General features: G+C 53.6%; 13 protein-coding genes. 8 read left to right on the top strand and 5 right to left on the bottom strand.

The window, feature by feature from the left end; translation table 11 throughout:
• Positions 1-4 precede the first annotated feature (4 nt).
• Both HMPREF0636_RS05685 and HMPREF0636_RS05680 read right to left on the bottom strand, forming a co-directional pair.
• Positions 5-1,339, bottom strand: a complete 1,335-nt coding sequence (locus tag HMPREF0636_RS05685) for a bifunctional folylpolyglutamate synthase/dihydrofolate synthase (protein WP_044169081.1) — start codon at positions 1,337-1,339, stop codon at positions 5-7.
• A gap of 8 nt (positions 1,340-1,347) precedes the next feature.
• A complete protein-coding gene (locus tag HMPREF0636_RS05680) occupies positions 1,348-2,634 on the bottom strand; it encodes an adenylosuccinate synthase (RefSeq protein WP_044169079.1) in 1,287 nt (428 codons plus the stop codon).
• 616 nt (positions 2,635-3,250) lie between these two features.
• On the opposite strand from HMPREF0636_RS05680, the gene HMPREF0636_RS05675 reads away from it, so the two are divergent.
• From HMPREF0636_RS05675 to HMPREF0636_RS05640, 8 genes are all read left to right on the top strand, one after another.
• A complete protein-coding gene (locus HMPREF0636_RS05675) occupies positions 3,251-5,776 on the top strand; it encodes an FtsK/SpoIIIE family DNA translocase (protein WP_052328768.1) in 2,526 nt (841 codons plus the stop codon).
• Between the two features lie 53 nt (positions 5,777-5,829).
• Entirely contained in the window at positions 5,830-6,459 is a 630-nt protein-coding gene (locus tag HMPREF0636_RS05670; protein WP_044169077.1) for an outer membrane lipoprotein periplasmic chaperone LolA1, read from the top strand.
• Positions 6,460-6,485: 26 nt separating this feature from the next.
• A complete protein-coding gene (locus HMPREF0636_RS05665; RefSeq protein ID WP_005468510.1) occupies positions 6,486-7,232 on the top strand; it encodes an MlaE family ABC transporter permease in 747 nt (248 codons plus the stop codon).
• Positions 7,233-7,252: 20 nt separating this feature from the next.
• Positions 7,253-7,984 (top strand): ABC transporter ATP-binding protein, encoded by a 732-nt coding sequence (locus tag HMPREF0636_RS05660; protein WP_044169075.1) that lies wholly within the window; start codon positions 7,253-7,255, stop codon positions 7,982-7,984.
• A gap of 15 nt (positions 7,985-7,999) precedes the next feature.
• Positions 8,000-8,680, top strand: a complete 681-nt coding sequence (locus HMPREF0636_RS05655) for a PASTA domain-containing protein (RefSeq protein WP_044169073.1) — start codon at positions 8,000-8,002, stop codon at positions 8,678-8,680.
• Positions 8,667-9,824, top strand: coding sequence for an RluA family pseudouridine synthase (locus tag HMPREF0636_RS05650; protein WP_155807302.1), 1,158 nt, complete (start codon positions 8,667-8,669; stop codon positions 9,822-9,824). The genes HMPREF0636_RS05655 and HMPREF0636_RS05650 overlap by 14 nt, the downstream gene beginning before the upstream one ends.
• A 485-nt stretch (positions 9,825-10,309) precedes the next feature.
• The gene (locus HMPREF0636_RS05645; RefSeq protein WP_044169072.1) at positions 10,310-10,873 is read left to right on the top strand and encodes a CvpA family protein; all 564 of its coding nucleotides are present in this window, start codon (positions 10,310-10,312) and stop codon (positions 10,871-10,873) included.
• On the top strand, positions 10,870-11,409 hold the full coding sequence (locus HMPREF0636_RS05640) for an HD domain-containing protein (RefSeq protein WP_044169070.1): 540 nt from the start codon (positions 10,870-10,872) through the stop codon (positions 11,407-11,409). Before HMPREF0636_RS05645 ends, HMPREF0636_RS05640 begins: the two co-directional genes overlap by 4 nt.
• A gap of 134 nt (positions 11,410-11,543) precedes the next feature.
• Here the strand turns inward: HMPREF0636_RS05640 and HMPREF0636_RS05635 are convergent, their stop codons facing one another.
• Genes HMPREF0636_RS05635 through ftsZ form a run of 3 tightly spaced genes read right to left on the bottom strand, consistent with a single transcriptional unit; the run spans position 11,544 to position 14,021 of the window.
• The gene (locus tag HMPREF0636_RS05635) at positions 11,544-12,026 is read right to left on the bottom strand and encodes a MoaF-related domain-containing protein (protein ID WP_248616885.1); all 483 of its coding nucleotides are present in this window, start codon (positions 12,024-12,026) and stop codon (positions 11,544-11,546) included.
• A 55-nt stretch (positions 12,027-12,081) separates the two neighbouring features.
• On the bottom strand, positions 12,082-12,516 hold the full coding sequence (locus HMPREF0636_RS05630; RefSeq protein ID WP_044169068.1) for a BT0820 family HAD-type phosphatase: 435 nt from the start codon (positions 12,514-12,516) through the stop codon (positions 12,082-12,084).
• Positions 12,517-12,539: 23 nt separating this feature from the next.
• Positions 12,540-14,021 carry a cell division protein FtsZ gene (gene ftsZ / locus HMPREF0636_RS05625; protein ID WP_044169067.1) on the bottom strand — a complete coding sequence of 494 codons (1,482 nt, stop codon included), beginning with the start codon at positions 14,019-14,021 and terminating at the stop codon, positions 12,540-12,542.
• Positions 14,022-14,039: the final 18 nt, after the last annotated feature.

The following is a 14,039-nucleotide window of genomic DNA, read 5'->3' as shown; positions in this document are numbered from 1 at the left end:
GAGATTATAATTTGTGAGTTGATTGATATTCCAATAGATCTGCCACGAGGAAGTTACTCCCCCCTACGAAGAGGACATCCTGAGGCTCTCGCTCTGCCTTCGCCGTCTCTAGGGCAGAGGCTAGAGTGGGAAATGCCCGTCCCTTCAGACCGCACTCCGTAGCTAGACGAAGGAGCTCCCCTGCAGGCATTGCCCTAGGGACTGAGGCCTCGGTGAAGTAGTAGGTCGCCTCGGGTGGTAGGGCGGAGAGGGCGGAGGTTATATCCTTGTCACTGACCATGCCGAAGATGATCCTCAGTGGACGCTTTAGAGCTCGTAGTCCCTCGGTGACGTAGCGAATGCCCTCCTCGTTGTGCCCTGTGTCGCAGATGAGTAGCGGGTCTGTCTCCACGATCTCCCAACGTCCTCTTAGCCCTGTCCTCTGGGCTACATCCCGAAGGCCTGCCCGTAGACCCTCCTCCGAGACTCCGAGCCCCACGGAGGTCAAGATACGAGTAGCCGTAAGGATCGTCCTTAGGTTCAGTCGCTGGACACCACCCTGCAAACCGAAGAATAGCGAGGGGGTAGAAAGCAACCTATGAGGTGAGGTAAGGATAGGTGAGGATGGATCGAGGGTGAAGAGCTGTCCGTGGGGCTGAGGCTCCGCAGTGGAGACTATGACCTCCTCGTCAGCAAAGGCAATAGGTGCACATAGCTCCTGAGCCCTCTCTACGAAGACTTGGCGTACCTCTGACTCCTCGGCATGCCCGATGACCACTGGGGTCTTAGCCTTGATGATCCCAGCCTTCTCCCCTGCTATCTCGGTGAGGGTATCCCCGAGGTACTGCGTATGGTCTAGGCTGATCCCCGTGATGATGGAGAGTAGAGGCTGGATGATGTTGGTACTATCAAGTCTGCCCCCCATGCCCACTTCTATCACAGCGATATCGACGTTAGCCTCACGGAAGTACACGAGTGCCATCAGGGTAGTTAGCTCGAAGAACGAGGGGCAGTATTGCTCGACAAGAGGACGAACTTCCTCTACAAAGCTGATGACAAACTCCTCACTCACCACCTCTCCGTCTACACGGATACGCTCCCTGAAGTCCACCAAGTGGGGCGAGGTAAATAGCCCTACTCGGTAGCCAGAGGCCATGAGGATACTGGCTAGGCTGTGTGAGGTAGAGCCCTTGCCATTCGTCCCCGCCACATGGATCGTCTTATAGGTGGTGTGTGGGTGCTGGTAGTAGGCATCGAGGGCTTGGGTTGTCTCTAGCCCAGGCTTGTAGGCACTACCGCCATCTCGCTGGAAGACTGGGGTAGCCGTATAGAGGAAGTGCAGTGCCTCCTGATAGGTCATCGTGGGGCTTAGTGAGGCAAGAGAGTGGGGTGCAGTGTGATGGTTTGCTCTCGGTCAGGTCCTACTGATACTACTGCAATGGGCACACCGACTGCCCGCTCAATGAAGGCGATGTAGTCACGTAGCTCCTGTGGGAATTCCTCGGCAGAGGTCATACGAGAGGTGTCGCATCGCCAGCCGGGGAGCTCCTCATAGATGGGCTCAACATCCGCTCCTAGTTCATAGGGTAGATCCTCGGTCTCTGTGCCATGGATACGGTAGCGTGTGCAGACATGTATCGTCTCAAAGGAGTCGAGGACATCACTCTTCATCATGATCAGTCTCGTCACTCCGCTCAGCATGATGGTATAGCGAAGTGCTACGAGGTCGAGCCAGCCACAGCGTCTACGACGCCCCGTAACCGATCCGAACTCATGCCCGAGGGAGCAGAGGCGTTCGCCTGTCTCGTCCTCCAGCTCTGTCGGGAAAGGCCCTGAGCCGACACGAGTACAATAGGCCTTGAAGATCCCATAGACCTCGCCGATACTTCGTGGGGCAATCCCCAGTCCGGTACAGCAGCCAGCAGCGATTGTGTTGCTAGAGGTAACGAAGGGATAGGAGCCGAAGTCAATGTCCAGCATCGAGCCCTGTGCCCCTTCGGCGAGCACACGGCGACCCTCACGTAGGGCACGGCCTAGGTACTGCTCACTATCTACGAAGGAGTACTGACGGAGATACTCGATAGCCTCGAGCCATTCACGCTCTAGAGCCTCCAGCCCGTCTGTGGGATAGTCGTAGGCACGAAGCAGGGTAAGGTGACGTTGCTTTGCCTCTTGATATTTCTTGGGGAAGTCGTGTTCCGTATCTCCGACACGCAGGCCGGTGCGGGCGACTTTGTCGGTATAGGTCGGGCCTATTCCCTTGCCTGTCGTCCCGACCTTAGCATCGCCCTTCATGGCCTCTTGTGCCGCATCTATGAGGCGATGTGTCGGTAGGATCAGATGTGCCTTACGAGAGATAACGAGTCGTCCCTTCAGGTCATGCCCGCTACGGGAGAGCGACTCTGCCTCCTCACGGAATAGGATAGGATCGAGGACGACGCCACTACCGATCACATTGACCTTATCCCCCTGGAAGATCCCCGAGGGTATGGAGCGAAGGATGTACTTGTTGCCCTCAAACTCCAGCGTATGTCCCGCATTGGGTCCACCCTGGAAGCGGGCGATGAGGTCATAGGCAGGCGTCAGGACGTCCACGATCTTTCCCTTACCTTCGTCGCCCCACTGCAGGCCGAGCAGGACATCTACCTTTTCCATCACGTTGTATGTATTTATAGTTGTTAGAGTCTATCTTTTGTCCTCAGAGGGTGCTAGCCCCTAGAGCACACAGAGACGACTGCCCCTAGGAGCTTCGCCCATGCGGTCTCGAGGCAACGAGGAGTCAATCGTACAGCACAAATATACTCTTTTTCGACCACTATTTCGGAGGGAGAAAGGTCACTCCTTTGGCTCACCCTCCTTCGCCACCCTCATGGAGGTATCGAGGGAAACTCTAGAGAGGTACTGAGGGAAACTGCTCGGAGGTTACGGGGATACCTCTGGAGGGGTTACGGGGGTACCTCCAGCGAAGGGTTAGGTGAGGAGCAAAAATGGTCGCAGTAGCGCAGGAGAGGAGCGTAGAGCATGAAGACGTTTTGTGTGCCTAGCTCTCCTAGGGCGTAGACGGCATGTAAGGGAATAGGAGGATGTGGGATAGCTATGAGCCTGAGTAGGGGTGTGGCTTGCTAGAGCCTAGCATCAGCGTATTTCTAAGAATGAGCGGGTTTCGTTAATTTTGTAAGCTGGTAGCGTGTGCGAAGTTGTAGCTAGAGGCATGCAGGACTTAAACACGTTGCACTGATACATTTAGAGAAGATAGAGGCAAAACATATCAATGGGTAAACCAACAAAGCAAGCATCAGGACGTGGCGCCAGCTCCCGAGGGAAGAGTGCAGGGCGAAGCTCCAGAAGCGAAGGAGAGGTCTTCGCGTGGATTTCAAGAAGTATCTCGGGGTTCTTCGGGCACGTCAGTACCAATTATCGGAATAGGCGCATCCCCGTCGTCCTCGGGCTTTGCCTGCTTGCCTTCATGACCGTTGCCCTCTTCTCTGTCTTGACCTTCCTCCTCTCCAAGGGGAGTGACCAGAGCCTCATTGCTCCGCTAGCAGAGGGCGAAGTGCTGGAGGAGAGCAGTCGGAGTACAGCTAACCTCTTCGGGATACCTGGAGCAAGGCTTGCCGATTACCTCTTCAATCGTCTCCTCGGCTGGGGGATTTTCTTCCTCTTTGCCTATGCCCTCTACTTCATCTATCATCTCATCTGGCGTCCAGGGGAGCGCATCCTAAGGTATATCTCACGATTCCTGCTTCTGGGCTTCCTGAGCCTCTGGACTGCCATCGCTATGTCTGCGCTCCAGCATGCCTTCCCATCAGATACCTTCCTTGTATGGGGAGGTACCCAAGGGGTGCGCCTCTACCGTTATATACAGGACAGTGTTGGCTCGGCTGGACTCGTAGTCATTCTAGGCTTTAGCTTGCTCATCTTCGCTGTGCTATGTAACGACCGAGTCCTTAGGACGGTGCAGTCGCCCTCAATCTCAAAGCCTCAGTTCAAGAAGCCCTCCTTCCTAGAGCGTATCGAGGCTCTCTTTAAGCGAAAGAGAGAAACGGAGTATGAGGTAGGTGAGGAAGAGGATGCAAACGCCCTACAGGACGAGGATGCTTGGCGAGACGAACTCAAAGAGGATGGGAACCTAAGAGATGAAGAAGAGGAACCCTTTATCCAGCCTACTCCACAGACACGATACAGCTACCCAGAGCATGGGGATGAGGGTGATGAGCTCCAGATGATCGTGGAGCAAGCACCAGAGGACGACCTCGTGGAGGATAACCACTTCTCCCCCGAGCCTACGAACCCAGGTGTCCTGCTGGCTCTATATCAGAAGCCCTCTACCGAACTCCTTCGTGACTACGAGCAGGGTAGCTCGGAGATTGATATGCAGGAGATCGAGCTCAACAAACAGCGCATCATCGACACGCTAGCCAGCTTCAAGATGCGGGTGACACCGATGAAGGCAACCGTAGGGCCCACCGTGACCCTCTACGAGGTTGTCCCCGACTCGGGGATCAAGGTCTCCCGTATCAAGACGATGGAGGATGACATAGCCATGAGCCTCAAGAGTGAGGGGGTGCGTATCATCGCCCCTATGCCTGGTCAAGGGACGATTGGCATAGAGGTGCCGAACTCCTTGCCCCAGACCGTCTCCATGCGTAGCATCCTTGCCTCGAGGAAGTTTAAGGAGCAACAAGAGAAGATGGAGCTCCCCATCGGTATCGGGAAAACCATCACCAACGAGCCCTTCATCTTCGACCTAACGAAGATGCCTCACCTCTTGATCGCTGGGGCAACTGGGCAGGGGAAGAGCGTTGGGCTAAATGCACTGATTACATCGCTGCTCTACAGCAAACGCCCCGAGGAACTCAAGTTCGTCATGGTAGACCCTAAGATGCTGGAGTTCTCTATCTACGAGGAAATCGAGAAGCACTTCCTGGCGAAACTTCCCGATTCGGACAAGGCAATCATCACCGATATGAGCAGGGTCGTGGCGACTCTCAATTCGCTGTGTATCGAGATGGACAACCGCTACCACCTCCTACAGCATGCTGGGCGTGCCGTCCGAAACATCAAGGAGTATAATGAGCAGGTGCGCTCGGGAGAGCTACGGCGTATTGACGGGCATGAGATCCTACCCTATATCGTGCTGATCGTGGATGAGTTCGCCGATCTGATGATGACGGTCGGCAAGGAGGTCGAGCAACCCATTGCCCGTCTAGCTCAGAAGGCTCGTGCCGCAGGCATCCACATGGTCATCGCCACACAGCGTCCTTCGACAGACGTTATAACGGGACTCATCAAGGCGAACTTCCCAGCCCGTATTGCCTTCAAGGTCTTCTCGATGGTAGACTCACGCACCGTACTGGATTCCCCCGGGGCCAACCAGCTCATTGGGCGGGGAGATATGCTCTTCTATCAAGGCAAGGAGATGGTACGTGTGCAATGTGCCTTCATGGATACCCCCGAGACTGAGGCGATTGTCTCACACATAGCACATCAGGAGAGTACGGGGAGCGCCCTCATCCTACCTGAATATGTCCCCGAGGGGGAGGATGGCGGTGCAAAGACCTTCAACCCCAACGAGAAGGATAGCCTCTTCGACGAGGTTGCTCGCATGGTCGTACAGACACAGGTGGGATCGACGTCTAACATCCAACGCAAGTTCAACATCGGCTACAACCGTGCAGGACGACTGATGGACCAGCTCGAGGGTGCAGGTATCGTCGGCCCACAAGAGGGCAGTAAACCCCGAGAGGTGTTCATCAAGGACCAGATTAGCCTCGAGGAGCTACTCCAGCGACTCTAGTCAAGGGAGGCTGGGAGAAGTTACCAATATTTACACTTATCTTTGGAAGCAATATGAGACATATAGTTTTGATGCTTGCTCTCTGCCTCGTGAGCCTCGCAGGTCAGGCGCAGAGCAAGGGGAATATCCCACAGATGCTTGAGCGTGCCGAGAAGGCTCTTTACTCATCGGGAGCAACCATCGTAGAGTTCTCCTCCACGATGGGAGACAAGTCAGGTAAGATGGGGCCAACCGAGAAAGGAATGATGTATCTACAGGGAGATGCCTTCCGACTAGAGATGGGTACCCTCACGGCAGTGTACCAGGGGGGGACACTCAGCTACTACGATAGCTCCGAGGCAACCTTCACCATCTCTCGCCCATCGGCGGACGAGCTGATGTTGATTAACCCATTGTACTTCCTCCGCTCACGTGCTAAGGGCTTTGCTCCTCAGTCGCTCTCCGTCACCTCCTCGCAGGAAGTGGTGCGTTTTACCCCACAGCAGAAGAGCAATGTCAAGCATGTTGATGCCACATTCAATCAAGGGAGTGGCCTGCCAAGCCAGCTTATTTTCTTAGCCAAGGATGGTGGGCGTCTCATCGCTAACATCCCGCAGATTAAGCGCAGAGCAGCGTACCCTCAGAGCTTCTTCACTCTGAGTGCTGACAGCTATCCTGGCTGCGAAGTAGTGGATCTACGCTAGTCAAGCTGCCCCAATATATCCAATAGATGCAATCAAAGTTCTTAGTCAGCATAGGTGAGTACACTCAGCTCATGGGACGCGTCTTCACGCTACCGATGCGCTGGCGTATGTTTCATCGATCTGTCCTCAGAGAGGTCTACAGCCTAGGCGTGGGGTCGATGTGGATTGTCTTCATCATCTCCTTCTTCATCGGTGCCGTCATCACGATTCAGCTTTCGATCAACATGACGAGTCCCCTTATCCCACGCTTCACCATTGGTTATTCCTCACGTGAGATCATGATCCTAGAGTTCTCCTCAACGGTGATGTGCCTCATCCTCTCGGGGAAAGTTGGGTCAAGTATTGCCTCAGAGCTGGGGACCATGCGTGTGACAGAGCAAATAGATGCGATGGAGATCATGGGGGTAAACTCCGCCAATTTCCTTATCCTCCCCAAGATCGTTGGCTTCATGAGTTTCATCCCCGTACTGTCCATCTTCTCCATGGCTACTGGGATATATGGTGGGTACGTAGCGTGTGACTTTGCACAGAGTCTCTCCCATCAAGACTACATCTATGGTCTGCAACTCTACTTCACACCTTCGTATGTGGGTCACTCAATTGTCAAGTCTCTGGTCTACGCCTTCATCATCTCATCGGTAGCCTCGTACTACGGGTACTGTGTGAAGGGTGGTGCGCTACAAGTCGGCTCATCTAGCACGAAGGCTGTGGTCAATAGTAGCGTGCTCATCCTCTTCTTTGACCTCGTGCTGACAAACCTCATGCTTACTTAATCCTCAGCTGGCTACTACCTATGATACAAGTCAAGTCACTCTATAAGGAGTTCGCAGGCAAAGAGGTCATCAAGGGCATAGATGCCACCTTTGAAGCGGGGAAGACCAACCTAATCATCGGGCGAAGTGGTGCTGGGAAGTCCGTCTTCGTTAAGTGCATGATTGGGCTTATCCAGCCCGATAAAGGCGAGATACTCTTCGATGGACGAGACATCACTCAGATGGATAAACCCGAGCTACTTCGCCTCAGACGTGAGATGGGGATGCTCTTCCAGGGCTCTGCACTTTTCGATAGCATGACGGTCATAGAGAACGTACTCTTTCCGATGGAGATGTTCTCATCTGATTCCTATGACAAGTCGCATCATCGAGCCCTTGAGCTACTGGATCGTGTCGGCCTTGCCGATGCAGCGGATAAGTACCCTGCCGAGATAAGTGGTGGGATGATGAAGCGTACCGCCATCGCACGAGCCATAGCTCTTAATCCGAAGTACCTCTTCTGCGATGAGCCAAACTCAGGGCTCGACCCCAAGACCTCTACGGTGATCGACCAACTCATTTACGAGATCACCAAGGAGTATAATATTACCACCATCGTCAATACGCATGACATGAATTCTGTCCACGCTATCGGGGATAAGATTATCTATATCCACCACGGAATCAAGGAGTGGGAAGGCACGAGTGCTGATCTCTCCCAGCCGAACCTCCCCGAGAGTGTTGTACACTTCATCAATGCTGGACGTCTCTAACAAACCGATCGAGCTATGACCAACCTCAAGAATAAGCTCTTCCGCAAAGACTCGCTCCTCACACACGTACTTGTGATGGTGCTTATCTCTATTGTCTTCATTTTACTCCTGACCTTCGGGCTAGATCTCTATACGAAGCATGGGAATTCTATTGTTGTGCCAGACCTGCGTGGTAAGACACTTGAGGAGGCACGAGCCATCCTCAAGGAAGCGGATCTGGACTTTGAAATCAACGACTCTACGTTCTCCAAGACAGCTCGTCCTGGGACGATACGTGATGTCGTCCCCTCCCCTGGTAGCAGAGTGAAGGCAGGACGTATCCTCTTCATCTCCATCAATGGCTTTTCACCTCGTAAGCAGACCATCCCTATCTATAAGGATCAATCTGCCCGACAGATCCTTGCTCTACTACGGGGGCTTGGCTTTGAGTCTGTCGAGCAACGTGTCGTCCCCGGTGGGTATATTGGCTCTGTCGTGGGTCTACAAACCCCAGATGGGCGTAGCATAGAGCCAGGAGCACAAGTCTCGATCGACACCAAACTCATCCTATTGGTCTCTGGTCAGAAGGTAGATACGCTCGGGTTGGATCGCTTAATAGAGGGCTACGGACAAGAGGGACGGATGGATAGCACGATGCTTCCCCCTAACCCTAACCAGCAGAAGCGAGACAGTAGCGTCAGCAATGACTGGTGGTAGCGAGATGAGTGTCGAGCTCTTCGACGAGGGGGAGATATGGGCTGACGAAGAGGACCTTCTCGGGTCGGAGGAAGACCTTGGTGTAGAAGTTCTCTCCCCAGAGGAAGCTGTATCCTATATACAGCATGCCGATAGCTCACCGCTCTATGAGCACTATCGTGTCATTGCCGATAAGGGGCAAGCACTGCTGAGGGTAGACAAGTTCCTCGCCTCACGTATGACAGGCTCTTCACGCAGTCGTATCCAGCAGGCGTTGGATGGTGGCTACGTCTTCGTCAATGGAGTAGCTGTCAAGGCCAATTACCGCATCAAGCCACAGGATGTCGTCACGCTCCAGCTACGACGCCCTAAGCACACACTAGAGATTATCCCCGAGGATATCCCACTGGAGATTGTTTACGAAGACCCATACCTGCTCGTGGTGAATAAGCCTGCTGGGCTGGTCGTTCACCCTGGGCATGGGAATTACTCTGGTACGCTCGTCAATGCCCTTGCTTATTACCTCAAGGACGATCCTCACTATGATCCTGCAGACCCTCGTGTAGGGCTTGTGCATCGTATCGATAAGGATACGAGTGGGCTGCTTGTCGTAGCCAAACGACCAGAGACCAAGACACATCTAGCTCGACAATTCTTTGAAAAGACGACCCATCGCTCCTATCGTGCATTGGTATGGGGACGCTTTACTGAGCCTCAAGGTACCATTATAGGCAACATTGGACGGGATGAACGAGACCGCCTGCAGATGGCTGTCTATCCCGAGGGAAGTGAGCGGGGTAAGCACGCTGTGACCCACTACGAAGTGCTCGAAGAACTCACCTATGTCAGCTGGGTGGAGTGTAGGCTAGAGACGGGGCGCACCCATCAGATACGTGCTCACATGAAGCATATCGGGCATCCTCTCTTCGCTGATGTGCGCTATGGGGGCGACAAGATACTCTGGGGAAATCAGTTCTCTCGCTATAAGCAGTTCGTCCAAAACTGTTTTGCCCTCTGTCCTCGTCAAGCACTTCATGCCAAGACCTTAGGCTTCGTCCACCCCGAGACGGGCGAAGAGCTTCTCTTTGACAGCAAGCTCCCCTCCGATCTCTCTGCCCTGCTGGATCGTTGGCGCACCTATGCTGCTCACGTTGCCGATGAGTAGTCTCTAGCAGAGCCTACGCCCCACTAGTTACATCCCCTAGTGCCCATTGCTTCTTCTGGGAGGCTAGCAGATCTGGCCTTCTAGATTACTCGGTCTGTTGAGAGATATAGACTAACTAAAACCACCTATGCTCTCTTGCTTGTTGTCGCAGGGCGTTGCCCTAGGTTTCTCCACCCGCTACCCCAAACCTTTTAGCACCCCTAGCAGACTTAGTGGATAGCCGTATGGGTAGAAACAAACTCCCTCTTAAACACCTCTGAAGATCAGTGTCTTACAAATCCTCTCGTCGAGTTACCATAAGTCGTTGCGACGACTTATGGTAACTCGTTTTAAAGAGTTGTGGTAAGTCGCCACAGAGAGTTATGGTAAGTCGTCACAACGAGTTACCATAACTCGTGAACAGGAGGTTTTGGAGGTCTCTACATCCTTGTGTATGTGGTAGATAAGAAGTACCTTTGAGCTCTGTAATTAGGTAAGGAAACAAGATGAACCAACTAGATATATTCCTGGGCGGTGTCGTGCTACTCTTCACCCTAGGAGGTCTTTTCGGGGGTGCGGTGTACCGAGTGGTGCAGGTAGCTGCTCTCGTCATTGCATTCCGTGAGTCGTGGCGTATCACACCTTGGATTGAGAGCCTCATCGAAGGCTTTGTAGGGCACCCCCTTGGCGGATGGGGTTTCCTCATACCGCTGGTCTCGTTCACGATAGTGTATTTCGTGATTCGCTCTTTGGGCAAGTGGTTTTCGTCCCTTACCAAAGGGACATTCCTCTGGGTGATAGATAAGCTCCTCGGCCTACTCCTTGGGCTACTGGTGGGTGTTTACCTGATGGGCTATGGCTGTTTGCTCTTTGAGGGAATATTCCCCACACCACCTTACAATTCCTCCAACTCAGCACCTCCAAGTGTACGTCAGCGCTCCATGCTCTACCCCAAGCTCATTCATGCTGTCGAGGATATTCGTGTGGCCAAAACATTGCTTTTCGGTGGCGAAAAGGAGGAGCCACAAGAGACTACACCTGCTCCCTCTCCCAAGAAGAAGGAACGATGAATCCACTAGAGCTTATCCATCGTTATTATCCCGAGGGGAGTGATATAGAGCGTGTCCTGCGTATGCACAGTAAGGATGTCACAGGGCTGGCCCTTGAGCTAGCAGACCGACACCCTGAGATGGAGCTTGACCGAGCGTTCATAGCTGAGGCTGCGATGCTTCATGATATCGGGATATTCAAGACCAACGCTCCAGATATATACTGTGTAGGTGATGCGCCTTATATTTTGCATGGCTACCTTGGGGCGGAGCTACTAAGAGAACTCGGTTTGCCTCGCCATGCATTCGTGGCGGAGCGTCACACTGGGAGTGGGCTGACGGATGAGGAGATACGAGCGAGAGGGATTGGTCTGCCTCCGGGGATTTATACGCCACAGAGCCTTGAGGAGAAGCTCATTTGCTATGCGGATAAGTTCTACTCAAAGACAAAGCTCGGTCAGCGCAAAAGCCTCGAAAAGGTACGCAGTGGCTTTGCCAAGCATGGCGATGATGTACTCCGTCGCTTTGACGCACTCCACGAGCTATTTGGTCAGTAGATATAAGGGGTAAGTACTCGGTGGCTTCTCCCTAGAAGCTGTGAGGTGTAGTCCCCACTTCCCCATAAACTCCAAACGATTACCGCCCCAGTTCCTCGAGAGGAGCTGGGGCGGTAATCGTTTGGCGGGAAGGGCTACTCGAAGAGGATATGTGTACTGTCCTCGATGCGAGAAATCTTGCCTGAGAGGACGACTGTGACTCGTTTGTCCTTGTTGGGCGAATAGATATTCGATGTCAGGAAGGCTTGGCAGGTGCGTGCCCTTAGATCGAGTACCTGGCTCACTGTCGTACCATCACGCTCCACCCAATTCACAAAGAAGACATGGGGCTCGATGTGTAGAGAGTTGTAGAAGTCTTTTCCCTCCTTTGTGCCATGAATGGAGTCACGAGAGAGCCAGAAGAGATGTTGGTCCGAGAGATACTCCACGACGGAGATATTTGACTCAAACTCTAGGTACAGACGCTTCCCAACGAGTGTGGTGTCGCTACCCTGTACGGTGGTGGAGTCCGTGCGGTGAATGGGCGTTGCATTTACTTTCGTTGTGGTCTTTGTCTCACGACAAGCGACAAGGGGAAGCAAAGAGAAGCCAAGGATGGCCAGCATTCTCGATGTCATAGAATAGAATATTGATATAGGGAAGTCAAAGAAAAGGAGACCACACAAGCATCTGCTAACGCTTGCCAAAAAGCCGAGAGAGAAAACCCTTCCGTTCGCCCTCTTCATCATCCTCATAGGCCAGGTGTGACCAATCGCTCTCAAGCGCTTTCCCTGCACGTATGCGGTGATAGATCGTCCCCCAGTCGGGCAAGCCACCGAAGTTGCGATCGTCGATGAAGAGGTCAGCCTTGATCTTACGTGAGAAGCCTGAGCCCGTGGCATCCTCCTCTGGGAAGTCTCGGTTAACAGCGTAGAACTCTACGCCACGAGCCTTGCACCACTCGATAGCCTCATCCAGCAGCCTACCCTCACGGACAGTCCACAGAATCAGTCGATGACGCTCGCTGATGAGCATGCGGAGCGTATCGGTAGCGAAGGGGATTTCCTCCCCGATCTTTGGATAGCGATGGCGTACAATCGTGCCATCAAAGTCTACGGCTATAGTCATTCGTTTTTTGGAGCCTCTTGTCCTTAGAAGTTAGAGAAGTGGATGACCTCTGCCTTCGATTCCTCATCGTTAGGCTCTTCCCCTGTCTCTGTGCCATTGGGTACATAGGCAGGAGATACTGGCTCTGGAGAAGGCTGAGGCCTCTGTGGGGAGGGAGAGGAGAAGCTGGAAGAGCTATTGAGGGAGAATCTGTCTGCCTTCGAGCTGAGGTGACTCCCCTCGGAGGGCTGTCGAGAGCCAAGGGGGGCAATGCGGACTGTGCGCTGTGATGACCGCTCGGCACGCTTGGTATAGAATAGCTGGCTGTTACGCTGGATAGAGGGTGTCTCCTCGAGCAGAAGCAGTAGCTCTTCATCGTCAAGCTCGTCGATGAGTAGTGCTATCGGCTCGACCTTAGGACGGATGAGGGCGGAGTCACCATAGGTGCGACGAATGAGATCGTCCTCTGCATTTCGCCTTCCCTCTCTGTGGATACGTTCGAGGGGGTCTTGAGGCTTGGAAATGCCAGGACGAAAGTCTTCTTCCTCGAAGTCAAAGCCCGAGGCTAGGATTGTGACTGCGACCTTAGGGCCGAGGTCTTCTCGGTAGGCATAGCCGAAGATGGTCTCTACATCGTTGGTGAAGGTCTCGGTGAACTCCGAGAGTTCGCTTAGCTCCTTCGTCGTCAGAGGTTCTTCGGTACTCTGGTAGACATTGATGAGTAGGTGCCGAGCTTGGTTGATGCTGTTGTTGTTCAGCAGAGGCGAGTTCAGAGCGTCGTTGATGGCGGTCATCACACGACCAGGGCCTTCGCCGTAGCCTGTGTTGATTACCGCCACACCTCCGCCTCTCAGTGTGGTCTCTACATCGGCGAAGTCGAGGTTAATCTTCCCCGCAGCATTCACCATGTCCGAGATGCCACGTGCGGCATTGCTGAGCGTGTCGTCAGCCTTCTCGAAGGCGTTATCCATCGTGTAGTCCGCATAGATCTCTATGAGGCGTTGGTTGTTGACGACAAGGAGGGCATCCACACTTTGTCTCATCTGCTTCACCCCATCGAGAGCCTGCAAAATCTTCCTCTTTCCCTCGAAGAGAAAGGGGATCGTTACAATGCCGATGGTCAGGAGCCCTGCCTGCATAGCGATACGACCGATGACGGGAGCGGCCCCTGTACCTGTACCGCCTCCCATCCCTGCGGTGATGAAGACCATTCGGGTGTCGCCCTTGGTAAGTGCCTCTTGGATGACCTCGTGGCTCTCCTCGGCGGCTGCCCGGGCTCGCTCGGGTTTATTTCCTGCACCCAAGCCCTGTGTTACGCTGGGGCCGATGACGATACGCTCGGGGACAGCACTCTTGCTGAGAGCCTGAGCATCGGTGTTACAAAGTAGGAAAGATACGCCTGGGACAGTTCCCATCGTGCACATCTTGTTTACGGCATTCCCACCGCCACCACCTACGCCTACGACCTTGATGAGTTGTGGGGCTTCGGTCTCACTGTATTGAAAGTCCAGACTTCCTCGTTCCATTGTTTTCTATCCTTAATT

Origin of the sequence: Porphyromonas catoniae ATCC 51270 (assembly GCF_000565015.1) — a bacterium.
Lineage (GTDB): Bacteria > Bacteroidota > Bacteroidia > Bacteroidales > Porphyromonadaceae > Porphyromonas > Porphyromonas catoniae.
The sequence above is the reverse complement of the archived record's forward strand: the minus strand, read 5'-3'. Positions and strand labels throughout refer to the sequence as shown.

Bases quoted from the DNA above. Each gene is read 5' to 3' on its own strand.
- HMPREF0636_RS05685 (WP_044169081.1), bottom strand. From the start codon at position 1,339: ATGACCTATCAGGAGGCACTGCACTTCCTCTATACGGCTACCCCAGTC.
- HMPREF0636_RS05670 (WP_044169077.1), top strand. From the start codon at position 5,830: ATGAGACATATAGTTTTGATGCTTGCTCTCTGCCTCGTGAGCCTCGCA.
- HMPREF0636_RS05640 (WP_044169070.1), top strand. From the start codon at position 10,870: ATGAATCCACTAGAGCTTATCCATCGTTATTATCCCGAGGGGAGTGAT.
- HMPREF0636_RS05680 (WP_044169079.1), bottom strand. From the start codon at position 2,634: ATGGAAAAGGTAGATGTCCTGCTCGGCCTGCAGTGGGGCGACGAAGGT.
- HMPREF0636_RS05645 (WP_044169072.1), top strand. From the start codon at position 10,310: ATGAACCAACTAGATATATTCCTGGGCGGTGTCGTGCTACTCTTCACC.
- HMPREF0636_RS05660 (WP_044169075.1), top strand. From the start codon at position 7,253: ATGATACAAGTCAAGTCACTCTATAAGGAGTTCGCAGGCAAAGAGGTC.
- HMPREF0636_RS05655 (WP_044169073.1), top strand. From the start codon at position 8,000: ATGACCAACCTCAAGAATAAGCTCTTCCGCAAAGACTCGCTCCTCACA.
- HMPREF0636_RS05650 (WP_155807302.1), top strand. From the start codon at position 8,667: ATGACTGGTGGTAGCGAGATGAGTGTCGAGCTCTTCGACGAGGGGGAG.
- ftsZ (WP_044169067.1), bottom strand. From the start codon at position 14,021: ATGGAACGAGGAAGTCTGGACTTTCAATACAGTGAGACCGAAGCCCCA.
- HMPREF0636_RS05630 (WP_044169068.1), bottom strand. From the start codon at position 12,516: ATGACTATAGCCGTAGACTTTGATGGCACGATTGTACGCCATCGCTAT.
- HMPREF0636_RS05635 (WP_248616885.1), bottom strand. From the start codon at position 12,026: ATGACATCGAGAATGCTGGCCATCCTTGGCTTCTCTTTGCTTCCCCTT.
- HMPREF0636_RS05675 (WP_052328768.1), top strand. From the start codon at position 3,251: ATGGGTAAACCAACAAAGCAAGCATCAGGACGTGGCGCCAGCTCCCGA.
- HMPREF0636_RS05665 (WP_005468510.1), top strand. From the start codon at position 6,486: ATGCAATCAAAGTTCTTAGTCAGCATAGGTGAGTACACTCAGCTCATG.